General features: G+C 55.3%; 19 protein-coding genes. 8 read left to right on the top strand and 11 right to left on the bottom strand.

Features of this window, described 5'->3' with window-relative positions; translation table 11 throughout:
* Nucleotides 1-5: 5 nt before the first annotated feature.
* From lptB to npr, 6 genes are all read left to right on the top strand, one after another.
* Nucleotides 6-731, top strand: a complete 726-nt coding sequence (lptB, locus tag HX778_RS05795; RefSeq protein ID WP_038478433.1) for an LPS export ABC transporter ATP-binding protein — start codon at nucleotides 6-8, stop codon at nucleotides 729-731.
* A 48-nt stretch (nucleotides 732-779) separates the two neighbouring features.
* On the top strand, nucleotides 780-2,213 hold the full coding sequence (gene rpoN / locus HX778_RS05790) for an RNA polymerase factor sigma-54 (protein WP_176981506.1): 1,434 nt from the start codon (nucleotides 780-782) through the stop codon (nucleotides 2,211-2,213).
* 22 nt (nucleotides 2,214-2,235) lie between these two features.
* Nucleotides 2,236-2,523 carry a ribosome hibernation promoting factor gene (gene hpf / locus HX778_RS05785; RefSeq protein ID WP_038478427.1) on the top strand — a complete coding sequence of 96 codons (288 nt, stop codon included), beginning with the start codon at nucleotides 2,236-2,238 and terminating at the stop codon, nucleotides 2,521-2,523.
* A gap of 82 nt (nucleotides 2,524-2,605) precedes the next feature.
* Nucleotides 2,606-3,103: a PTS IIA-like nitrogen regulatory protein PtsN gene (gene ptsN / locus HX778_RS05780; protein WP_176981505.1), complete on the top strand. Its 498-nt coding sequence runs from the start codon at nucleotides 2,606-2,608 to the stop codon at nucleotides 3,101-3,103.
* 46 nt (nucleotides 3,104-3,149) lie between these two features.
* Nucleotides 3,150-4,004 carry an RNase adapter RapZ gene (gene rapZ / locus HX778_RS05775; RefSeq protein ID WP_008454836.1) on the top strand — a complete coding sequence of 285 codons (855 nt, stop codon included), beginning with the start codon at nucleotides 3,150-3,152 and terminating at the stop codon, nucleotides 4,002-4,004.
* Nucleotides 4,001-4,273 (top strand): PTS phosphocarrier protein NPr, encoded by a 273-nt coding sequence (gene npr, locus HX778_RS05770; protein ID WP_038478422.1) that lies wholly within the window; start codon nucleotides 4,001-4,003, stop codon nucleotides 4,271-4,273. The genes rapZ and npr overlap by 4 nt, the downstream gene beginning before the upstream one ends.
* Before the next feature lie 17 nt (nucleotides 4,274-4,290).
* On the opposite strand, the gene HX778_RS05765 is transcribed toward npr, so the two are convergent.
* The 7 genes from HX778_RS05765 to HX778_RS05735 all read right to left on the bottom strand — a co-directional run bounded on the left by HX778_RS05765 (nucleotide 4,291) and on the right by HX778_RS05735 (nucleotide 12,994).
* The gene (locus HX778_RS05765; protein ID WP_038478419.1) at nucleotides 4,291-5,427 is read right to left on the bottom strand and encodes a glycerate kinase; all 1,137 of its coding nucleotides are present in this window, start codon (nucleotides 5,425-5,427) and stop codon (nucleotides 4,291-4,293) included.
* Nucleotides 5,428-5,437: 10 nt separating this feature from the next.
* Complete coding sequence (locus tag HX778_RS05760) at nucleotides 5,438-6,706, bottom strand: GntP family permease (protein WP_038478416.1); 1,269 nt, start codon at nucleotides 6,704-6,706, stop codon at nucleotides 5,438-5,440.
* 139 nt (nucleotides 6,707-6,845) lie between these two features.
* Complete coding sequence (locus HX778_RS05755; protein ID WP_038483137.1) at nucleotides 6,846-7,973, bottom strand: sugar diacid recognition domain-containing protein; 1,128 nt, start codon at nucleotides 7,971-7,973, stop codon at nucleotides 6,846-6,848.
* 73 nt (nucleotides 7,974-8,046) lie between these two features.
* Complete coding sequence (gene mtgA, locus HX778_RS05750) at nucleotides 8,047-8,775, bottom strand: monofunctional biosynthetic peptidoglycan transglycosylase (RefSeq protein ID WP_176981504.1); 729 nt, start codon at nucleotides 8,773-8,775, stop codon at nucleotides 8,047-8,049.
* Complete coding sequence (elbB, locus tag HX778_RS05745) at nucleotides 8,772-9,425, bottom strand: isoprenoid biosynthesis glyoxalase ElbB (protein ID WP_038478410.1); 654 nt, start codon at nucleotides 9,423-9,425, stop codon at nucleotides 8,772-8,774. Before elbB ends, mtgA begins: the two co-directional genes overlap by 4 nt.
* A gap of 232 nt (nucleotides 9,426-9,657) precedes the next feature.
* Complete coding sequence (arcB, locus tag HX778_RS05740; RefSeq protein WP_176981503.1) at nucleotides 9,658-12,000, bottom strand: aerobic respiration two-component sensor histidine kinase ArcB; 2,343 nt, start codon at nucleotides 11,998-12,000, stop codon at nucleotides 9,658-9,660.
* A gap of 61 nt (nucleotides 12,001-12,061) precedes the next feature.
* The gene (locus tag HX778_RS05735) at nucleotides 12,062-12,994 is read right to left on the bottom strand and encodes a TIGR01212 family radical SAM protein (protein WP_176981502.1); all 933 of its coding nucleotides are present in this window, start codon (nucleotides 12,992-12,994) and stop codon (nucleotides 12,062-12,064) included.
* A gap of 679 nt (nucleotides 12,995-13,673) precedes the next feature.
* On the opposite strand from HX778_RS05735, the gene gltB reads away from it, so the two are divergent.
* Both gltB and HX778_RS05725 read left to right on the top strand, forming a co-directional pair.
* Nucleotides 13,674-18,134, top strand: a complete 4,461-nt coding sequence (gltB, locus tag HX778_RS05730) for a glutamate synthase large subunit (RefSeq protein WP_176981501.1) — start codon at nucleotides 13,674-13,676, stop codon at nucleotides 18,132-18,134.
* Nucleotides 18,135-18,143: 9 nt separating this feature from the next.
* Nucleotides 18,144-19,562, top strand: a complete 1,419-nt coding sequence (locus tag HX778_RS05725; protein WP_176981500.1) for a glutamate synthase small subunit — start codon at nucleotides 18,144-18,146, stop codon at nucleotides 19,560-19,562.
* Between the two features lie 82 nt (nucleotides 19,563-19,644).
* On the opposite strand, the gene sspB is transcribed toward HX778_RS05725, so the two are convergent.
* The 4 genes from sspB to rplM form a co-directional block, all read right to left on the bottom strand.
* On the bottom strand, nucleotides 19,645-20,148 hold the full coding sequence (gene sspB / locus HX778_RS05720; RefSeq protein WP_038478396.1) for a ClpXP protease specificity-enhancing factor: 504 nt from the start codon (nucleotides 20,146-20,148) through the stop codon (nucleotides 19,645-19,647).
* Between the two features lie 3 nt (nucleotides 20,149-20,151).
* Nucleotides 20,152-20,793 (bottom strand): stringent starvation protein SspA, encoded by a 642-nt coding sequence (sspA, locus tag HX778_RS05715; protein ID WP_038478394.1) that lies wholly within the window; start codon nucleotides 20,791-20,793, stop codon nucleotides 20,152-20,154.
* A gap of 321 nt (nucleotides 20,794-21,114) precedes the next feature.
* Nucleotides 21,115-21,507: a 30S ribosomal protein S9 gene (rpsI, locus tag HX778_RS05710; protein WP_000829818.1), complete on the bottom strand. Its 393-nt coding sequence runs from the start codon at nucleotides 21,505-21,507 to the stop codon at nucleotides 21,115-21,117.
* A gap of 15 nt (nucleotides 21,508-21,522) precedes the next feature.
* The gene (rplM, locus tag HX778_RS05705; RefSeq protein ID WP_038478381.1) at nucleotides 21,523-21,951 is read right to left on the bottom strand and encodes a 50S ribosomal protein L13; all 429 of its coding nucleotides are present in this window, start codon (nucleotides 21,949-21,951) and stop codon (nucleotides 21,523-21,525) included.
* Nucleotides 21,952-21,956: the final 5 nt, after the last annotated feature.

The raw sequence follows: 21,956 nt of genomic DNA, 5'->3' as shown, positions 1-21,956 counted from the left end.
TCGTTATGGCAACTTTAATTGCGAAAAACCTCGCCAAGGCCTACAAAGGCCGCCGCGTTGTCGAAGACGTCAGCCTGACCGTAAATTCGGGTGAAATCGTGGGGCTGCTTGGGCCAAACGGCGCCGGTAAAACCACGACGTTTTACATGGTCGTTGGCATCGTGCCTCGTGATGCGGGAAACATTATCATTGATGATGACGATATCAGCCTGCTTCCACTGCATGCCCGTGCCCGTCGTGGTATCGGTTATCTGCCGCAGGAAGCGTCCATTTTCCGCCGCCTGAGCGTGTTTGATAACCTGATGGCGGTGCTGCAGATTCGCGATGACCTGACGTCAGAGCAGCGTGACGATCGCGCTAACGAGCTGATGGAAGAGTTCCACATCTCGCACCTGCGCAACAACCTTGGGCAATCGCTGTCCGGCGGTGAGCGCCGCCGCGTTGAAATCGCCCGCGCGCTGGCGGCCAACCCGAAATTCATTTTGCTGGATGAGCCCTTTGCAGGGGTTGACCCTATTTCCGTTATCGATATCAAACGCATCATCGAGCATCTGCGTGACAGCGGCCTCGGCGTGTTGATTACTGACCATAACGTGCGCGAAACACTGGCCGTCTGCGAACGCGCCTATATCGTTAGTCAGGGGCATCTGATTGCCCACGGCACGCCGGAAGAAATCCTTGAAGACGAGCAAGTTAAGCGAGTCTATCTGGGCGAAGAGTTCAGACTCTGATAGGGTGGGAAGTCTTACACGACTTATTTGAGGACGTTTGCTCTGAACATGAAGCAAGGTTTGCAATTACGGCTTAGCCAACAACTTGCTATGACGCCCCAGCTACAGCAGGCCATCCGCCTGTTGCAGCTTTCAACGTTAGAGCTTCAGCAAGAACTCCAGCAGGCACTGGACAGTAATCCATTGCTTGAGCAAACCGACCTGCATGATGAGATCGAGACTCAGGAGATGCCTGAGAACGAAGCAATGGACACCCGTGAAGCCCTCGAGCAGAAAGAGATGCCCGATGAGCTGCCGCTGGATGCCAGCTGGGATGAAATCTACACCGCCGGTACGCCTTCAGGGACAGGTACCGACTATCTCGATGACGAGCTTCCTGTCTATCAGGGTGAAACCACCCAGTCACTTCAGGACTACCTGATGTGGCAGGTTGATCTGACGCCGTTTTCCGATACGGATACGGCGATCGCGACCTCCATCGTCGATGCTGTCGATGAAACCGGGTATCTCACCGTTCCTCTGGAAGACATTCTGGAAAGTCTGGGCCACGACGATGTGAGCCTGGACGAAGTTGAGGCCGTGCTGAAGCGAATTCAACGCTTTGATCCCGTTGGCGTTGCGGCAAGAGACTTACGCGATTGCCTGCTGATTCAACTTTCTCAATACGCCAAAGACACGCCCCGGCTGACAGAGGCCAGGTTAATCGTAAGCGATCATTTAGATCTGCTGGCGAATCACGATTTCCGTACTTTAATGCGGGTCACGCGCATTAAAGAAGACGCCCTGAAAGAGGCCATGTGCCTGATCCAATCCCTCGACCCTCGCCCTGGCCAGTCGATTCAAACCGGCGAACCGGAGTACGTTATCCCTGATGTACTGGTCCGTAAGCACCTGGCACGCTGGGTCGTTGAGCTTAACGCAGACAGCATTCCACGCCTCAAAATCAACCAGCAGTATGCAGCCATGGGCGGCAACACGCGCAATGACAGCGACTCGCAGTTTATTCGCAGCAATCTGCAGGAAGCGAAATGGTTGATTAAAAGCCTGGAAAGCCGCAATGATACGTTATTGCGCGTGAGCCGTTGCATCGTCGAGCAGCAGCAGGCGTTCTTCGAACACGGTGAAGAACACATGAAGCCGATGGTGCTCGCCGACATCGCTCAGGCGGTCGAGATGCACGAATCGACTATCTCAAGGGTGACCACCCAGAAGTATTTGCATAGCCCGCGCGGCATCTTTGAATTGAAGTATTTCTTCTCCAGCCACGTCAATACCGAAGGCGGCGGCGAAGCCTCCTCCACGGCAATTCGGGCGCTGGTGAAGAAGTTAATTGCTGCGGAAAACCCAGCCAAACCGTTGAGCGACAGCAAGTTAACCACCCTGCTGTCGGATCAAGGTATTATGGTTGCTCGCCGCACAGTTGCGAAGTACCGAGAGTCTTTATCCATTCCACCGTCAAACCAGCGCAAGCAGCTGGTGTGACTTCACCGATAAGGAAGACACTATGCAGCTCAACATTACGGGACAAAACGTCGAGATCACTGATGCACTGCGTGAATTTGTGAACACGAAGTTTGCCAAACTGGAGCAGTACTTCGACAGAATCAACCAGGTCTATATTGTATTAAAGGTGGAAAAAGTCACCCATACAGCGGATGCTACGCTGCATGTGAATGGTGGAGAACTGCATGCCAGCGCCGAAGGCCAGGACATGTATGCCGCGATTGACGGTCTGATTGATAAACTGGCCCGACAGTTAACGAAACACAAAGATAAACTAAAACAACACTGATAATCCGGGCATCCAATGTGCATATGGCCGGCCCGCTGCCCGTGTAGCGGGCCGTTTGCACAAAAAGTGCTTAGGTGAACTTATGATGAACAACTATTCCGCTCTACAACTGAGCAATGTCCTTAACCAGGAATGTACTCGCAGTGGCGTCCACTGTCAGAGTAAAAAACGTGCGCTGGAAATCATCAGCGAACTGGCAGCAAAACAGCTTGGCCTGCCGCCGCAGGTGGTGTTCGAAGCCGTACTCACCCGCGAACGTATGGGCAGTACCGGCATTGGTAACGGCATTGCCATTCCCCACGGCAAGCTGGAGGAGGATACGCTCCGGGCCGTCGGCGTCTTTATCCAACTGGAAACGCCTATCGCGTTTGACGCCATCGATAACCAGCCGGTCGATCTGCTGTTTGCGTTACTGGTACCGGCAGACCAGACAAAAACGCACCTCCACACGCTTTCCCTTGTGGCCAAGCGTCTGGCGGATAAAACCATTTGTCGTCGGCTGCGCTCGGCCAGCAGCGATGAAGAGCTTTACCAGATAATTACTGAAACAGAAGTCGATAACGGCAGCGAAAACGAATAATCAGCGCGTTTAATGTCTCAGACAGATAAATCGGGGGAATGATTACATGGTGCTGATGATTGTCAGCGGCCGCTCAGGTTCAGGGAAGTCTGTAGCCTTGCGCGCACTGGAAGATATGGGATTCTACTGCGTGGATAACCTGCCGGTCGTTCTGCTACCAGAGCTGGCGAAAACGCTTGCCGACCGGCAAATTTCCGCGGCGGTCAGCATCGACGTGCGCAACATGCCGGAGTCGCCGGAAATCTTCGAGCACGCAATGGACAGCCTGCCGGACGCTTTTTCCCCGCAGCTGCTGTTCCTGGATGCCGATCGTAATACGCTGATCCGTCGCTATAGCGATACGCGCCGTCTTCATCCGCTCTCCAGCAAAAATCTCTCTCTGGAAAGCGCCATTGACGAAGAAAGCGATCTGCTGGAACCGCTCAAATCGCGGGCCGACCTGATTATCGACACGTCAGAAATGTCGGTGCATGAGCTGGCAGAAATGCTGCGTACTCGCCTGCTGGGCAAACGTGAACGCGAACTGACGATGGTATTTGAGTCCTTCGGCTTCAAGCACGGTATACCGATTGATGCCGATTATGTGTTTGACGTGCGCTTTCTTCCTAACCCGCACTGGGACCCGAAGCTGCGCCCGATGACCGGCCTGGATCGCCCGGTTGCCGCGTTCCTCGACAGGCACACAGAAGTACACAATTTTATCTATCAGACCCGCAGCTATCTTGAGCTATGGTTACCGATGCTGGAAACCAATAACCGTAGCTACCTGACCGTGGCGATTGGCTGTACCGGCGGTAAACACCGTTCGGTTTATATAGCTGAGCAGCTGGCCGACTACTTCCGCTCACGCGGCAAGAACGTCCAGTCCCGTCACCGCACGCTGGAAAAACGTAAAACATGACCGTAAAGCAAACCGTTGAAATAACCAACAAGCTGGGCATGCATGCTCGCCCGGCGATGAAACTGTTTGAGCTGGTACAAAGTTTTGACGCTGAAGTCATGCTGAGAAACGAAGCGGGCACCGAAGCAGAAGCCAGCAGCGTTATCGCGCTTCTGATGCTGGACTCTGCCAAGGGTGGCCATATCGAAATTGAAGTAACGGGCCCGGAAGAAGAACAGGCCCTGGCTGCCGTGATTGCTTTGTTCAACGCCGGGTTTGACGAAGACTAAAGACTTTGCGCGCGGTATTAACCGCGCGCTAATTTCCATACTGCGGCAACGTTCCGCGCCGTCACGCAAATATTATCCCTCGCCTGCTCCAGCGCCTCTGGCAGCGTCTGAACTCGATTAAGCACCGAGAAAACGGCATCGAGACCGTGCTGATGCACCACGCCGTAATCTGCCGTCATGCCCCCAGCCAGGGCAATAACCGGCACATTAAAACGCTTAGCCACTCTTGCCACGCCTATCGGCGTTTTCCCGTGGATCGTCTGGCTGTCTATGCGCCCTTCCCCGGTAATCACCAGATCGGCGCCCTGAACGGCCTCGGCAAGACGCAACGCTTCGGTGACAATCGCCACGCCCGGCTGCAGGCGGGCATTAAGCAAGCCCGACAAAGAAGCCCCCATTCCGCCCGCCGCACCGGCACCTGCAACGTTGATAACGCCTTTACCGCTGACGCGCTCAATCAGGTTGCCGTAATGCATCAGAGCGGCATCAAGCTGCTGCACCTGCTCTGGCGTAGCACCTTTTTGGGGGCCAAAGACCGCCGACGCACCATACTTACCGCACAAAGGATTATCGACATCACAGGCAACAAGAATATCGCACTCAGCAAGGCGAGCATCCAGCAGGCTAAGATCAAGAGTTGAGAGTTCAGCCAGTGCCGCACCGCCGGCGCCAATCTCATTGCCCTGCACATCACAGAGTTTAGCCCCCAGCGCCTGCATCATTCCCGCCCCGCCATCGTTTGTCGCGCTGCCGCCGATGCCAATAATGATTTTACGTGCGCCGTGATCTAGTGCCGCCAGGATAAGCTCACCCGTACCAAACGTTCCGGTCAGCAGCGGGTTACGCTTTTCCGGCACAACCAGATGCAACCCTGAAGCGGCCGCCATCTCGATGATTGCAGTATCACCTTCTCCCGTCAGCCCGAAGAAAGCGTCCACAGGCAGCCCGAGCGGGCCGGAGACCGTTACCGGGATGATTTTCCCTTCTGTGGCCGCCACCATCGACTCCACGGTGCCTTCTCCACCGTCGGCCATCGGCAGTTTGAGATAGTCAGCATGCGGATAGATCTGGCGAAAACCTTGCTCAATAGCCTCGGCTACCTGCATCGCGGTCAGGCTTTCTTTAAAAGAATCAGGGGCAATAACAATTTTCATGGCTACCTCATTAACCCGCTAAATTAAATACGCCAAACATCAGGGTCGACACAAAAGCGATCGCCAGGCCGACGGCCGTTTCATAGGGAAGCAGCTTTAAGCGTTCGTGAACCTGCATATTGACGCTGCCCCCGGTGGCGTGGAAAAAACTGCCGTGAGGCATATGGTCCAGCACCGTCGCCCCGGCATGGATCATTGCCGCACCTGCCAGCGCGGTAATGCCCATATCGATAAGCGTTGAGCTAAACACTGCCGAAGCTACCGCGGTCCCGGCAGTCGTAGAGGCCGTAGCCATCGACATCAGCGCCCCGGAGAAAGGTGCCAGCAGATAAGACGGCATTCCGGAGGCCGTTAAGCCGCTAATCAAAACATCCTTCAGCCCTGAGTTAGCGATAATCCCGGCCAGCGTCCCTGTTCCCAGTAGCATAATCGCCACCGGAGACATTCGAGCCAGCCCCGACACCATATAATGGTTCGTCTGCCGCCACTGCCCCATCACTATAGACCCGATCAGGCCGCCTATCGGCAGCGCGACCAGTGGATCAATGGCGATGCCGGCAATCGGACGCAGCGCCAGCAGAAAGATAGCCACCAGCGGGGCCGCTATTGCCGCCCCGAAGGCCGGTAAAGCCTTCTCTGTTTTCACCGCAACCAGCTCATTGATGCCCACTTTGGAGCCACGATGCTTCAGCCGTTTTGCCAGAAAATAGGCCAGCACCAGGCCAAATAACCCCGGCACCACGCCGGCCATCATCAAATCGGTAAGAGGCACATGGAAAGCGTCAGCCGCTGCGATAGTATTGGGGTTGGGCGACATGACGTTACCGGCCTTTCCGCCGCCAATCATCGCCAGCAGAATAGCCATTTTCGAAATATCCGCCCGATGGGCTATCGCCAGCGCAATAGGTGAAACGGTTATGACCGCCACGTCGATAAACACGCCGACGGCGGTCAGCAGCATGGTGGCCACCGCCAGGGCAAGCAGGGCACGCTTCTCTCCAACCCTGCGCACGATAGTTTCGGCGATGGTGTTGGCGGCGCCGGACTCAATCAGTACGCCAGCCAGAATGCCAGCCCCCAGAATGCGCAGTACCGCGTTGGTGATGCCCTGCGCCCCGGTAATCATCAATGAAATTGTCTGGACTAAGTCCGCGCCGCCGACCAAACCGCCCGCCAGCGCGCCAGCAATCATGCCGTAGGCAGGCGGCACCTTGCGTAAAATAAGCACAATAGAGACAACCAGCGCCACCAGGGCGCCCAGAGCCGAAACCGTGGTCATATATCACTCCTGTTTTGATTTTTTTAGGGAGATTGAATGGGTACGGACGGGACATTACCCTGGGCGGGCGGCGAATAGCTTGAGACGAAGCGCCAGAAAATAAGCGCCGAAAAAAAGGTTTTTTGTAGATTGCTACAAATCAGTCGCTGAGCTGCATGCCGATAAATAGCTGAAGAATGGAATCTAACTTATTAATATCTAATGCCGTTATCGATTCTATTTTGCTTAGCCGATAGCGCAAGGTATTCACGTGGATATGCAGTAATTTCGTCGTTTGAGACAGATCACAATTCTGTTCAAAATAGCAGCGCAGCGTACGGCGCAGAACGCCTTTAGGGTCAGCCTCGCAGAGCGTCCGCCACGCCCGCCCCATTTCGTCCGCCTGCCAGCTTCCGGCGAGACCGTTAATCAGTACGGGTAATAAAAGATCCTGATAGTACAGCGTCGACTGCCCTATTTTTTGGCGTGAAGCCATCTTGTGCAGCGCCACAGCGCTAAGCCAGGAGCGCCTTAAGGCATCGTTTCCGTCGAATAAACCACCGACAGAAAGAGTGACGTCAAAATGCGCCAGCAGCTGAGAGTGAAGCTTACGCAGCATTTTTTTCAGCAATGCCTGGCGTTCCTCGATGCGCCCTCCCCCCAACGGCAGCAGCATCGCTATTTGTTCAAAACCGAATGGCGTGACCAGGACCTGGCTGTCGTAGTTGCTGAGGCGTTCCAGCAGTTCACGCTGACGCAGAGTCTGCTGAGATGAAAAGTGAATCATCAAAGCCACGCGCGGCAGCTCAAGATCCACCCCAAGGCCGCTGGCCATCGGGCGCAGTTCCGCCAGACTTTGCTGCCCGGAAATAATCTGGGCGGCAAGTTGCTCCCGATAGCGCTTTTCCCACTGATTTTGCTCTAGCATTTCCGCCTGCTCCAGAATCAGCTCGGCGGCCATTTTCACCAGTTCCGCGTAAGCCTGTACTTTCTCCGGTTCACCGGAAATACCGACCACGCCCACAATCTGCTGACGAAAAACAATGGGCAGATTAATACCGGGTTTCACCCCTTTAAGTCGGCGCGCGGAGGCTTCATCGATGATTACCGTCCTGTTTTCCGTGAGCGCCAGGACCGCACCTTCATGACGCTGGTGCAGACGGCGAGGATCGCCGGAGGCAATAATTACGCCCTGCTCGCTCATCACATTCACCGAATGGTCGATGATGTTCATCGTGCGCTGGACAATTTGTCGGGCGGTATCTTCTCTAAGGCAGGAGGTCATCATCATGGCGGTTTACCTTGCCGGATAGACGGCAGAGAGGGAATGCTGAGAGCTACCGCGACGAGTCCACGGTAGCCTAATTTAAATTGTGCTGCCCGAGGAAAGACTCCCCGCCCAGCTGGCGCATCTGCCGCAAAATCCACTGCTGGCGCTGGCGTATATACCCTGACGGCGCGTTGGCTTTAAAACGAATCGGGTTAGGCAGGACGGCTGCCAGCAGTGCGGCTTCGGCCGGCGTCAGGCGGCTGGCGGGTTTGTTGAAATAGCGCCGGGAGGCTTCTTCCACGCCAAAAACCCCTTCGCCAAATTCAGCAATGTTGAGATACACGGTCAGAATACGCCGCTTGCTCCATGCCGTCTCAATCCCCACCGTCAGGCCTGCTTCCAAACCTTTACGCAGCCAGCTTCGGCCATCCCATAAAAACAGGTTCTTCGCGGTTTGCTGAGAGAGCGTCGATGCGCCTCGCACCCTTCTTTCGTGGCGCTCGTTATGCGCCAGCGCCTTTTCTATGGCGTCCGTATCAAAGCCCCAATGTTCAGGAAACTTTTGGTCCTCAGAGGCAATCACGGCCAGCCCCATCCACGGCGAGATCTCATCCATTGAAACCCAGTCAGAATGAGCAACGTAGCTAAAATTACCGCTAAACCATGCGCTGAGCTGCCGCTCTACCATCACCGCAGAAAAAGGCACGGGGATAAAGCGGAAAACCAGGATCCCCATGAACCACACGCACGCAACCGCCAGCAGAACTTTAAGCAACCAGCGCTTAACCCACTGCCACGGCGCAAAACGCCCTTTTCTCATGCGCTAAGTTCCAGCACGCGGGCCACCAGCTTGTCGATACCCACGGCGGCTTCAGCGATGTTTTGCGCCAGCATGTAGGCCGGGGTCGTCACGACTTTCTGTTCTTCATCGACAACGATATCGTCCACCGGGCAGGGGACATGTTCCGCCCCCATCGCTTCCAGCAATTCAGCGGTATCAATGTCGGTGCCAATGGTCAGGCGCAGCGGCATATCCAGAATCTTCGGCAGCATCGCCGGAGCAATGCACATGAAACCCAGCGGTTTCCCCTGCTCGTGGCATTCCCTCGCAAGGCGGCGTAAATCTGCATCAACCTCGCAATCAACGCCCTGCGAGGCAAAGGTGCTGAGGTTTTTAGCCGCGCCAAAACCGCCCGGTACAATCAATCCATCCAGGGTTTCTGATGCTGCCTCACGCAAGGGATGAATTCTGCCCCGAGTGATGCGTGCCGCCTCCTGCAGAACATTGCGCGTTTCTGCGGCTGGCTCACCGGTTAAATGATCGATAACGTCGGACTGTGCTTTATCCGGTGCAAAGCAGATGGCTTCTGCCCCGGCACGAGAAAGCGCCAGCAACGTTAACACCGCCTCATGGATCTCGCTGCCGTCATAAACTCCACAGCCGCTCAGCACTACGCCTATTTTTTTCATTCGCTTGTTCCTTTTCGTCAGGCGTGAATCAGTATCAGCCGCGTTAATTTGATCGCTATGCTTCACATATTTTACTGATTCACGTAACAAATATTTTAAGGTTTGCTATCTTATATGGCTGACAGCCTGCGAATTGCTGGTTGTGCCGTTCAATAATTCAACGCTTAAAAAAGGCGCAACCCTGTTTTCCCTGGTGTTGGCGCAGTATTCGCGCACCCCGGCCTGGCCGGGGTCATTTTTTTCCAGCGTCCGCAACCCATGCTTTTAATACGCTAACATCATGCTGCCACTCTTGTTTCAGCTCCTCAATCCATTCACCAACGTTATCTGACCAGGCGGGAAGATCCGGAGACTGAATTTGCTGGGCAACCTGCTGTAAATGCCTTAAACCAATGGAGCCAGCAGCACCTTTAATTTTATGCCCCTCTTCCACCACGCCTTTGTTATCCCGCGCGGTCATATTGGAATCGAGCACCTCTAAATAACCCGGCATCATTTTTTCAAACATAGCCAGGCCGTCGGTAATAAGTTTTGGCCCAACCAGCTCGATATATTGTTCGAGCATCGGAATATCGAGCAGCGCTTGCTGTTTTTCACTATCGACTTTTGTCACCACAGGCTCCTTGTCCGTTATCTGGTTATCCCAGAATTTTTGGATCATCGACATCAATGCCGGCACGGCGAGCGGCTTGCTTAGCACGTCGTCCATCCCGGCCTCAAGATACTCTTGCTTGTTTTTCAGCACGTTGGCGGTCAGCGCCACCAGCGGCGGCAGCTCATCTTTGCTAAAACGCTTATTCAGTTCGCGAGAGATATCCAGCCCGGTCATATCCGGCAGTTGGATATCAAGCAGCACAAGGTCATATTCGCCCGGAATAAACATCTCCAGCGCGTCTTTCCCGGTCATCGCCACATCTACGCTATTGCCGAGTTTTTCCAGAACCGAACGCGCTACGATGACGTTCAGCTCGATATCCTCCACCAGCAGCACGTGCAGTGCCGGCAATGGCATATCGTCATCTTCTAGCGTGTCCTCTACTTCTTCCGCCACGCTCGGCGCCTGAACGGTCAGCGTGAACAGCGATCCTTCACCCGGCTTGCTGGTAACGGTAATGTCCCCACCCATGCTTTTCGCCAGACGGCGAGAAACCGCCAGCCCAATGCCGGTCCCGGTCGCAGGCTTGCCGCCGTGGCTGTCTTTTACCTGGTAATACATGGCAAAAATTTTGTCCTGCTCATCCACCGGAATACCAATCCCGGAGTCCTGAACCTCAAAGCGCAGGCAGCTCTCCTCTTCATAGCGGACGCGCACCGTCACCAGCCCCCCTTTCGGAGTAAATTTCACGGCGTTGCTGATCAGGTTCCAAAGGATCTGACGCAGGCGAGTACCGTCCGTCACCACCTTGTGCGGTAGCGGCAGAGTAGGGTCCATCACAAACGACAGCCCTTTTTGCTGAGCCTGCAGGCCAGAAAGGTTTTCAAGGTCGGCGAGGAAGCTGGTGAAATCAACCGGCTGGTTATCGAGCTGGACTTTGCGGCGCTCGAGCTTATCCATATCGATAATATCGTTAAAGATGTTGCCAAGCGTGATGGCGGAAACGTGGATCGTTTTCAGGTAATTGGTTTGTTCGGCGGTAAGATCGGTATCCAACAGAATACGGCTCAGGCCGACAATGCCGTTGAGCGGAGTACGCAGCTCGTGGCTGATGGTTGAGATGAAGGTTGTCTTGTCCCGGCTCGCGCGCTCAAGCGCGTCCTGGTAGCGTTTACGCTCGGTAATATCGCGACCAAACCCCATCAACCCGTGACGTTTACCGACGCGGTCGTAATAAGGCACTTTTCGGATTTCGAAACAGGCTTTTCGCCCATCCGGATAATCAAGCCACTGCTCATAGGTCAGAGAAACGTTGTGGCGGAATACTTTTTCGTCCGTTTCCAGCACTTTCTCTGCCGCTTCAGCCGTGTACACGTCCTGCGGTTTAAGATGAACCAGCTGTTTCTCACTCTTGCCGGTCAGCAGCTCCATGGCCCTGTTACAGCCGGAAAACTCTCGGTCTTCATTGCGATAGAAGACCAGGTCAGGAGAAGCATCAAGGAAAGAACGCAGGAAAGAGGATTGCTGCTCAAGGCGGATTTGCGTCTCTTCACGCTCCTGCATCTCGACTTTAAGCTGCTCAAGCATGGTCTGGCGTTCGGCTTCCGCTTTCACGCGGTCGGCTATCTCCTGGTTTAGCTGGGCAATATTGTCCTTAAGCTGGACGTTAAGGATAAGATCCCGCTCGCGCATCTCCTCCAGCTTTTCCACCAGCTTCGACAGCCGCTGCCTCGACTCCTCGAGCTGCTCGACAACAACAGACAGGAAGTAAACCGCCCAGGGCGTAATCAACAAGCCAAAGAAGATAGAACGAACAACGTCAATACTTTCGACCTGGCCGCGCAGCAGCATGGTGACGGCCATTTGCACCACCATCGCCAGCACGACCAGCGCGGAGGCCAGCAGCAGGGAGAAGCGGACTAACCCCAGCTTCACCATAAGATCAACGTAATACTGCGCCAATAACCGGATTTGCTTCATGGAACGATTCCTTCGCCGTGGATGCGCTAAATATACCGCAAAAAGGACTCGTACTCAGGATTTACGAAAGAACTGAGAGATCCCACGGCGTTCCCAGCGCTGAACCCTGCGCCCCATGTGCCAGCAAATAGCGGTCGATATCCACCATCGCAGCCCAGCGGTTTTCACACCACAAAGGTGCCAGCAGCGTGGGGCGCCTGGCGTTAGCCGAAATACGATGAAACACGACATCAAGCGGCGTGTGGCGAATCATTTCTCCGGCGGTAACCACATACTCATCCAGCGCAATCCCTTCCAGACGGCCTGCCCGCCAGCTTTTGGCCATAATACTGCCTTCCACAATATGCAGAGGATGCAGCTTCAGGCCATCCACGCCGGTTTCAACCACTTTTTCCAGCGTGTCCATGCATTGCTGCTGACCTTCACCGGGCAGGCCAACGATAAGATGACTGCAAACCTTTAAACCACGCGCCCGAGCCCGCCGCGTTGTCTCCTGATAGCAGGCAAAATCATGTCCACGGTTGATGCGGTGCAGCGTTTTGTCATTCGCCGTCTGCAAACCCAGCTCCAGCCACACTTCATAGCCTTGCTCATGGTAGTCGCTCAGCAGATCGAGCACGCCGTCTGGCACGCAGTCGGGCCGGGTGCCCACACACAGCCCAACAATGCTGGTCTGGCTTACCGCCTGCTGATACATAGCACGCAGAACCTGCACCTCAGCCCACGTGCTGGTGTAAGCCTGGAAGTAGGCCAGATAACGCTGAGCGCGATTCACCCGACTGGCCTGATGCGCGAGCTGTTCTGCAATGGAGCTGTGCTGCTGGGCTTCGTCGGCAAAAGAGGCCACGTTGCAAAAGGTGCAGCCGCCTCGCCCGATAGTGCCGTCGCGATTAGGACAGCTAAACCCGCCATGCAGCGTGAGTTTATGGACCTTTTGCCCATAGCGACGAGAGAGATCGCCGCCAAACATATTGACTAATTTCTGTAACTGCATAATCTGATGGGCCGTCCCGAAAAAGGGGCCTAGCCTGCCATTTTCTTCTCGCAGCGGCGATGACCTGGATCAATCGCTTCGGCGCAGCCTTATCTATTGCATATAAACTCAAAATAAGTGCAACTCTATTCAAATAAGGCTTAATTACTTTTCCTTATGATGCTGCCCTTTATTTAAAGAATATGACGAGCGGTGAAAAACAGTGTCATGCTGCACTCCATGGGGGTTAAGTAGCATATCGTGCTAGCAATACCACTGATGCCAGCATGGTCTGGAGTTCCCTGGGCTTCAGTATAGTGAGGACGATCACATAACCCCCGGCGTTTGCCGCGCTGCCGCCACAGGCAAAAAAGCGCAAAACATCATTGTATTCATATTCTTAGGACGCTCTTAGCACAATTATGTATAAATAAGAATGCCATTTGACCTGTGTGCTCTTTCCCGATAACTTGGAAATCCGCTGGAAGCTTTCTGGATGGGTTCTGTGCCCATCATATTTATGCAGTAATTGAGATTCCCTCTAAAGCAAGTCCTCAACACTTGTGACACCGGATGCGTTGGACATTAAGAGGGCGACACGCGAGGCAAGCGTATGATGCGCAAACCCCGTCGCCATGCCCTTGCTGCGTCCACGCGCAAACGGTTGGGAGTAACGTAGAGCCTGGGGAGGTTCACTGATATGTTGTACGATAAATCCCTTGAGAAGGATAACTGTGGTTTCGGCCTGATCGCCCACATAGAAGGCGAACCTAGCCACAAGGTAGTGCGTACCGCTATTCACGCGCTAGCCCGTATGCAGCACCGTGGGGCCATCCTGGCCGACGGTAAAACCGGCGACGGTTGTGGCCTGCTGCTGCAAAAACCAGATCGTTTCTTCCGCATTGTTGCAGAAGAACGCAATTGGCGTTTGGCCAAGAACTATGCCGTTGGCATGATTTTCTTAAGCCAGGATGACGCGCTTGCTCGCGCCAGCCGCCGCATTGTTGAAGAAGAGCTGCAAAACGAAACTCTGTCTATTGTTGGCTGGCGTGAAGTGCCGCTGAACAAAGACGTGCTCGGTGAAATCGCCCTCTCCTCTCTGCCACGTATTGAACAAATTTTCGTTAACGCCCCGGCGGGCTGGCGCCCTCGTGATATGGAACGCCGCCTGTTTATCGCCCGTCGCCGTATCGAAAAACGCATCCAGGAAGATAAAGACTTCTATATCTGTAGCCTGTCTAACCTGGTGAACATCTATAAAGGTCTGTGTATGCCGGCTGACCTGCCGCGCTTCTACCTGGACCTGGCGGACCTGCGCCTGGAATCGGCCATTTGCCTGTTCCACCAGCGTTTCTCCACCAACACCGTGCCGCGCTGGCCGCTGGCTCAGCCGTTCCGCTATCTGGCGCATAACGGCGAAATCAACACCATTACCGGTAACCGCCAGTGGGCCCGCGCTCGTACCTATAAATTCCAGACGCCGCTGATCCCCGATCTGCACGACGCCGCGCCGTTCGTGAACGAAACCGGCTCCGACTCCAGCTCCATGGACAACATGCTTGAGCTGCTGCTGGCGGGCGGGATGGATATCGTACGCGCCATGCGTCTGCTTGTTCCGCCAGCATGGCAGAACAACCCGAACATGGATCCTGAGCTGCGTGCCTTCTTCGACTTTAACTCCATGCACATGGAGCCGTGGGACGGCCCGGCCGGTATCGTGATGTCAGACGGGCGCTTCGCTGCCTGTAACCTGGACCGTAACGGCCTGCGCCCGGCGCGCTACGTCATCACCAAAGACAAGCTCATCACCTGTGCCTCTGAAGTCGGGATCTGGGACTACCAGCCGGACGAAGTGGTTGAAAAAGGCCGCGTTGGCCCGGGCGAGCTGATGGTTATCGACACCCGTATTGGCCGTATTCTGCATTCCGCTGAAACCGATGCCGAGCTGAAAAGCCGCCATCCGTATAAAGAGTGGATGGAGAACAACGTGCGTCGTCTGGTGCCGTTTGAAGATCTGCCGGACGAAAAAGTGGGCGCGAGAGAGCTGGACGACGACACGCTCGCCAGCTACCAGAAGCAGTTTAACTACAGCAGCGAAGAGCTGGATTCAGTGATTCGCGTTCTGGGCGAAAACGGCCAGGAAGCGGTGGGGTCAATGGGCGATGACACGCCGTTTGCCGTGCTTTCCAGCCAGCCACGCATTATTTACGATTACTTCCGCCAGCAGTTCGCGCAGGTCACCAACCCGCCAATCGATCCGCTGCGTGAAGCACACGTGATGTCCCTGGCCACCAGCATTGGTCGCGAGATGAACGTCTTCTGTGAAGCAGAAGGCCAGGCGCACCGCCTGAGCTTCAAATCGCCGATTCTGCTGTGGTCTGATTTCCAGCAGCTCACCACGCTTGAAGAAGAACACTATCGCGCCGATACGCTCGACATCACTTATGACGTGACCGAGAAATCACTGCACGAAACGGTGATGGCGCTCTGCGACGAAGCTGAACGCATGGTACGCAATGGCACCGTGTTGCTGGTGCTGTCCGACCGCAACATTGCGAAAAATCGCCTGCCGGTTCCGGCCCCGATGGCCGTGGGCGCCATCCAGACTCGTCTTGTTGAGAAGAGCCTGCGCTGTGACGCCAACATCATCGTTGAAACCGCCAGCGCCCGCGACCCGCACCACTTTGCCGTGCTGCTGGGCTTCGGTGCGACCGCCATCTATCCGTACCTCGCCTATGAAACGTTGGCGAAGCTGGTCGACAACGGCGCTATCGACAAAAACTATCGCGTCGTGATGCAGAACTACCGTAACGGCATCAACAAAGGCCTGTACAAGATCATGTCCAAAATGGGCATCTCGACTATCGCCTCTTACCGTTGCTCTAAGCTGTTCGAAGCCGTTGGCCTGCACAAAGAAGTTTCAGAGCTTTGCTTCCAGGGTGCGGTCAGCCGCATCGGCGGCGCAGGCTTTGGCGACTTCCAGCAGGACCTGCTGAACCTGTCCAAACGTGCCTGGCTGGTGCGTAAACCATTGGATCAGGGCGGTCAGCTGAAGTTCGTTCACGGTGGGGAATACCACGCCTACAACCCGGACGTTGTGCAGACGCTGCAAAAAGCGGTGCAGAGCGGCGAATACGCCGACTATCAGCAGTATGCGAAGCTGGTTAACGAGCGTCCGGTCGCTACGCTGCGCGATATGCTTGCGCTGAACCCGCAGGACGAATCCGTCAAAATTGAAGACGTTGAGCCAGCAACCGATCTGTTCAAGCGCTTCGATACCGCGGCGATGTCCATCGGTGCCCTGAGCCCGGAAGCGCACGAATCCCTGGCTGAAGCGATGAACAGCATCGGCGGGAACTCTAACTCCGGCGAAGGCGGTGAAGATCCGGCTCGCTACGGCACCAATAAAGTGTCCCGTATCAAGCAGGTGGCTTCCGGCCGCTTCGGCGTCACGCCAGCTTATTTGGTCAACGCCGACGTTATCCAGATTAAAGTCGCGCAGGGCGCGAAACCGGGCGAAGGCGGCCAGCTGCCGGGTGATAAGGTCACGCCTTATATCGCTAAGCTGCGCTACTCCGTACCGGGCGTGACGCTGATTTCACCTCCGCCTCACCACGATATCTACTCTATCGAGGATCTGGCGCAGCTGATTTTCGACCTGAAACAGGTTAACCCGAAGGCGATGATCTCCGTGAAGCTGGTTTCCGAACCGGGCGTCGGCACCATCGCGACGGGCGTAGCCAAAGCCTATGCCGACCTGATCACTATTGCCGGCTACGACGGCGGCACCGGCGCAAGCCCGCTATCGTCCGTGAAATACGCGGGCTGCCCGTGGGAGCTTGGCCTGGTGGAAACCCAGCAGGCTCTGGTGGCTAACGGCCTGCGTCATAAAATTCGCCTGCAGGTGGACGGCGGCCTGAAAACCGGCCTCGACATCATTAAAGCGGCCATCCTTGGCGCAGAAAGCTTCGGCTTCGGCACCGGGCCAATGGTTGCGCTGGGCTGTAAATACCTGCGAATCTGCCACCTGAACAACTGCGCAACCGGCGTGGCAACTCAGGATGACAAGCTGCGTAAGAACCATTACCACGGCCTGCCGTTCAAAGTGACCAACTACTTTGAGTTCATCGCTCGCGAAACCCGCGAACTGATGGCGCTGCTCGGCGTGAAGCGTCTGGTCGACCTGATTGGTCGTACCGACCTGCTGAAAGAGCTGGACGGGTTTACCGCTAAGCAGCAGAAGCTGGATCTCTCCGCCCTGCTAAAAACGGCTGAACCTATGCCGGGCAAAGCGGTGTACTGCACCGAGCATAACCCGCCGTTCGATAAGGGCGACCTTAACGCACAGCTGCTGAACCAGGCGCAGGCGTACGTGGATGACAAACAGAGCAAAACCTTCTGGTTTGATATCCGCAACACCGATCGTTCCGTTGGGGCTTCCCTCTCCGGCTACATCGCCCAGCAGCATGGCGATCAGGGGCTGGCGTCTGACCCAATCAAGGCGCACTTTAGCGGCACCGCGGGCCAGAGCTTCGGCGTCTGGAACGCAGGCGGCGTGGAGCTTCACCTGACCGGCGATGCTAACGACTATGTAGGCAAAGGCATGGCGGGCGGCCTGATTTCTCTGCGCCCTCCGGTAGGCTCAGCCTTCCGTAGCCATGAAGCGACGATTATCGGCAACACCTGCCTGTATGGCGCTACCGGTGGCAAACTCTATGCCGCAGGCCGCGCAGGTGAGCGTTTCGCGGTGCGTAACTCCGGTGCCATCACCGTAGTTGAAGGCATTGGCGATAACGGCTGTGAATACATGACCGGCGGTATCGTCTGTATTCTTGGCAAAACCGGGGTTAACTTCGGGGCCGGCATGACGGGCGGCTTCGCCTACGTGCTGGATGAAGACGGTGAGTTCCGTAAACGCGTGAACCCTGAACTGGTTGAATTACTGGATGTGGAAGAGCTGGCGATTCATGAAGAGCATCTGCGCGGCATGATAACCGAACACGTTCAGTTGACCGGCTCCCAGCGCGGCGAGGAGATTCTGGCTAACTGGCCGACGTTCGCCTCCAAATTCACCCTGGTTAAACCGAAGTCCAGTGATGTCAAAGCATTGTTGGGTCACCGCAGTCGTTCCGCAGCCGAGCTGCGGGTGCAGGCGCAGTAAGAGGTCACGATGAGTCAAAACGTTTATCAATTTATCGACTTGCAGCGCGTTGATCCGCCGAAGAAGCCGCTGAAGATCCGCAAAATTGAATTTGTGGAAATTTACGAGCCGTTCTCTGAAGGGCAGGCCAAGGCGCAGGCCGACCGCTGTCTCTCCTGCGGCAACCCGTACTGTGAGTGGAAGTGTCCGGTTCACAACTACATTCCAAACTGGCTGAAACTGGCCAATGAGGGTCGCATCATTGAGGCAGCCGAGCTGTCTCACCAGACCAACAGCCTGCCGGAAGTATGCGGCCGCGTCTGTCCTCAGGACCGCCTTTGCGAAGGCTCCTGTACGCTAAACGACGAGTTCGGGGCGGTAACCATCGGCAACATCGAGCGCTATATCAACGATAAAGCGATTGAGATGGGCTGGAAACCGGATCTGACCGGCGTGAAGCAAACAGGTAAGCGCGTGGCTATTATCGGCGCAGGCCCTGCGGGGCTTGCCTGTGCGGACGTGCTGGCGCGTAACGGCGTGAAGGCGGTGGTTTACGACAGGCATCCAGAAATCGGCGGCCTGCTGACCTTCGGTATTCCGGCGTTCAAGCTGGAAAAAGAGGTGATGACCAAACGCCGCGAAATCTTCAGCGGGATGGGGATTGAATTCAAACTCAATACCGAAGTTGGCCGTGACGTACAGATGGACGAGCTGCTCGGTGAATATGACTCCGTGTTCCTGGGCGTCGGCACCTATCAGTCAATGCGTGGTGGTTTAGAGAATGAAGACGCGCCTGGCGTTTATGACGCCCTGCCGTTCCTCATCGCTAACACTAAGCAGATTATGGGCTTTGCTGAAACGGCTGAAGAGCCGTACATCAGCATGGAAGGCAAACGTGTCGTGGTGCTGGGTGGCGGTGATACCGCCATGGACTGTGTACGCACTTCCATCCGCCAGGGCGCAGGCCACGTAATTTGTGCCTACCGCCGTGACGAAGAGAACATGCCGGGCTCCAAACGCGAAGTGAAAAACGCGCGTGAAGAAGGCGTGGAGTTCCAGTTCAACCTGCAGCCACTGGGCGTTGAAATTAACGCTAACGGCCGCGTTTGTGGCGTGAAGGTTGCGCGTACCGAACTAAGCGCGCCAGATGCTCAAGGCCGCCGTCGTCCGGAAATCGTAGCCGGCTCTGAACACGTTCTGGCTGCCGATGCGGTCGTGATGGCGTTTGGCTTCCGCCCTCACAGCATGACGTGGCTGGAACAGCATAGCGTTGAGTTGGACAGCCAGGGTCGCATCATCGCGCCTGAAGGCAGTGAGAACGCTTTCCAGACCAGCAACCCGAAAATCTTCGCCGGTGGCGATGCCGTTCGCGGTTCCGATCTGGTGGTGACGGCCATTGCTGAAGGGCGCAAAGCCGCCGACGGGATCCTGAACTTCCTCGAGGTATAAGCGTTAAAACCTGGCGGCTTTGGTCGCCAGATTTAGCCGCCATCGCACCATAAAAAAAGCCAGTCTTTCGACTGGCTTTTTGTTATTTCACCACGCGCAGTGCGGGGCGACCACCGCGAGGCGGCGGCGGCGGATCGTCATCCGGGTTATTGTCGTCATCGCCGTGATCCGGGCGATCGCCATCAATAACCTGCATCACCGTTTCCGGTTCACCTGCATCAGAGCGATCGTCGTTGTGGCTTTCAGCGTCTTCATCATAGCCCGCTTCTGGCTCAAACATCGTGCCTGCACCGTTCTCACGCGCATAGATAGCCAGAACGGCAGCCATTGGGACGTTCACCTGGCGCGGTACACCGCCGAAACGCGCGTTAAAGCGCACTTCGTCATTGGCCAACTCCAGGTTGCCTACGGCGCGCGGCGCGATGTTCAGCACAATTTGCCCGTCTCGCGCATACTCCATCGGCACCTGTACATCCGGCAGCGTAATATCTACCACCAGATGCGGAGTGAGCTGGTTATCCAGCAGCCACTCATAGAAGGCGCGCAACAGGTAAGGACGGCGCGGCGACAGCTGCGACATATCCATCACTTAGCCTCGAGTCTGCAGACGCATTTCGCGCTCAGGTTCGGTCAAAGAGGCGAGGAAAGAATCACGTTCGAAGACGCGGGTCATATACCCTTTCATCTCTTTAGAACCTGCGCCTGTCAGCTCAATGCCCATCTGCGGCAGACGCCACAGCAGCGGAGCCAGGTAGCAGTCTACCAGGCTGAACTCGTCGCTCAGGAAGAAAGGCTTCTGGGTGAACACCGGTGCGATGCTCAACAGCTCTTCACGCAGCTGCTTACGCGCCGCGTCCGCTTCCTGCGCGGAGCCTTTCATCACCACGTTCATCAGGGTGTACCAGTCTTTCTCAATGCGATGCATGTACAGACGGCTTTCACCACGTGCTACCGGGTAAACCGGCATCAAAGGTGGATGCGGGAAACGCTCATCAAGGTATTCCATGATGATGCGGGATTCCCACAGCGTCAGCTCGCGGTCAACCAGGGTCGGTACGCTGTGATTTGGGTTGAGGTCAATCAGATCCTGAGGCAGGTTATCCGTTTCCACATGCTCAATTTCAACGCTAACACCTTTCTCAGCCAGTACGATGCGCACCTGATGGCTGTAGATGTCAGTAGGACCGGAAAACAGCGTCATCACCGAACGTTTGTTGGCAGCGACAGCCATGAAAACCTCCAAGTTTATCCAGAAAATTACTGCTAATAGCCGCAAGCGGCGACTAACCTGACCGTTTATTACCCAATGCTTCGCCGGAGCACCGCTTACGCCTTAAAGCGTGGCGAAAACAACCTGATGCCGACATTTGGGCAGAAAATTGGTTGATAGTTTACCAGATTTTACCGGTTTTGTGGTGGTCACAGATTGAATTTGCCTAAAAGGCAAAGTATTTCAAAAAGTTAGAAGCAATAATATAAATTACGGGCATAAAAAAACCCGGTACGAAGACCGGGTTTTTGCCAATTGCCTTTCTGCGTAAGCAGAGAACAATTAACGTTTGGAGAACTGAGGACGACGACGTGCTTTACGCAGACCGACTTTCTTACGTTCAACCTGACGAGCATCACGGGTAACGAAGCCAGCTTTACGCAGCTCGGAACGCAGGGACTCATCATACTCCATCAGAGCGCGGGTGATACCGTGACGGATCGCACCAGCCTGACCAGAGATACCACCACCTTTAACGGTGATGTACAGATCCAGTTTCTCAACCATGTCGACCAGTTCCAGCGGCTGACGAACTACCATGCGGGCAGTTTCACGACCGAAGTACTGTTCCAGAGAACGTTGGTTGATAACGATTTTGCCGTTGCCCGGTTTGATAAACACGCGAGCTGCGGAACTTTTGCGGCGACCAGTGCCGTAGTATTGATTTTCAGCCATTGCCTATAATCCCGATTAAATGTCCAGAACTTGCGGTTGCTGTGCCGCGTGGTTGTGCTCGGTGCCCGCGTAAACTTTCAGTTTACGGAACATTGCACGACCCAGCGGGCCCTTTGGCAGCATGCCTTTAACCGCGATTTCAATCACACGCTCAGGACGGCGGGCAATCATCTCTTCAAAGGTCGCTTGTTTGATACCACCGATGTGGCCGGTGTGATGGTAGTACACTTTGTCAGTACGCTTGTTGCCGGTTACAGCAACTTTGTCAGCGTTCAGAACGATGATGTAATCACCAGTATCAACGTGCGGAGTGTATTCCGCTTTGTGCTTACCGCGCAGACGGCGAGCCAGTTCAGAAGCCAGACGACCTAAGGTCTTACCTTCAGCATCAACAACATACCAGTCGCGCTGTACAGTTTCTGGTTTAGCTGTAAAAGTTTTCATTAAAA

Origin of the sequence: Cedecea sp. P7760 (assembly GCF_013386425.1) — a bacterium.
Lineage (GTDB): Bacteria > Pseudomonadota > Gammaproteobacteria > Enterobacterales > Enterobacteriaceae > Cedecea > Cedecea selenatireducens.
This window is presented reverse-complemented; position numbering and strand designations above follow the sequence as displayed.

Coding starts and splice junctions, on each gene's coding strand:
- HX778_RS05725 (WP_176981500.1), top strand. CDS start 18,144: ATGAGTCAAAACGTTTATCAATTTATCGACTTGCAGCGCGTTGATCCG.
- mtgA (WP_176981504.1), bottom strand. CDS start 8,775: ATGAGAAAAGGGCGTTTTGCGCCGTGGCAGTGGGTTAAGCGCTGGTTG.
- elbB (WP_038478410.1), bottom strand. CDS start 9,425: ATGAAAAAAATAGGCGTAGTGCTGAGCGGCTGTGGAGTTTATGACGGC.
- HX778_RS05765 (WP_038478419.1), bottom strand. CDS start 5,427: ATGAAAATTGTTATTGCCCCTGATTCTTTTAAAGAAAGCCTGACCGCG.
- hpf (WP_038478427.1), top strand. CDS start 2,236: ATGCAGCTCAACATTACGGGACAAAACGTCGAGATCACTGATGCACTG.
- HX778_RS05735 (WP_176981502.1), bottom strand. CDS start 12,994: ATGCAGTTACAGAAATTAGTCAATATGTTTGGCGGCGATCTCTCTCGT.
- HX778_RS05755 (WP_038483137.1), bottom strand. CDS start 7,973: ATGATGACCTCCTGCCTTAGAGAAGATACCGCCCGACAAATTGTCCAG.
- gltB (WP_176981501.1), top strand. CDS start 13,674: ATGTTGTACGATAAATCCCTTGAGAAGGATAACTGTGGTTTCGGCCTG.
- sspB (WP_038478396.1), bottom strand. CDS start 20,148: ATGGATATGTCGCAGCTGTCGCCGCGCCGTCCTTACCTGTTGCGCGCC.
- rplM (WP_038478381.1), bottom strand. CDS start 21,951: ATGAAAACTTTTACAGCTAAACCAGAAACTGTACAGCGCGACTGGTAT.
- rpsI (WP_000829818.1), bottom strand. CDS start 21,507: ATGGCTGAAAATCAATACTACGGCACTGGTCGCCGCAAAAGTTCCGCA.
- rapZ (WP_008454836.1), top strand. CDS start 3,150: ATGGTGCTGATGATTGTCAGCGGCCGCTCAGGTTCAGGGAAGTCTGTA.
- HX778_RS05760 (WP_038478416.1), bottom strand. CDS start 6,706: ATGACCACGGTTTCGGCTCTGGGCGCCCTGGTGGCGCTGGTTGTCTCT.
- lptB (WP_038478433.1), top strand. CDS start 6: ATGGCAACTTTAATTGCGAAAAACCTCGCCAAGGCCTACAAAGGCCGC.
- rpoN (WP_176981506.1), top strand. CDS start 780: ATGAAGCAAGGTTTGCAATTACGGCTTAGCCAACAACTTGCTATGACG.
- arcB (WP_176981503.1), bottom strand. CDS start 12,000: ATGAAGCAAATCCGGTTATTGGCGCAGTATTACGTTGATCTTATGGTG.
- ptsN (WP_176981505.1), top strand. CDS start 2,606: ATGATGAACAACTATTCCGCTCTACAACTGAGCAATGTCCTTAACCAG.
- npr (WP_038478422.1), top strand. CDS start 4,001: ATGACCGTAAAGCAAACCGTTGAAATAACCAACAAGCTGGGCATGCAT.
- sspA (WP_038478394.1), bottom strand. CDS start 20,793: ATGGCTGTCGCTGCCAACAAACGTTCGGTGATGACGCTGTTTTCCGGT.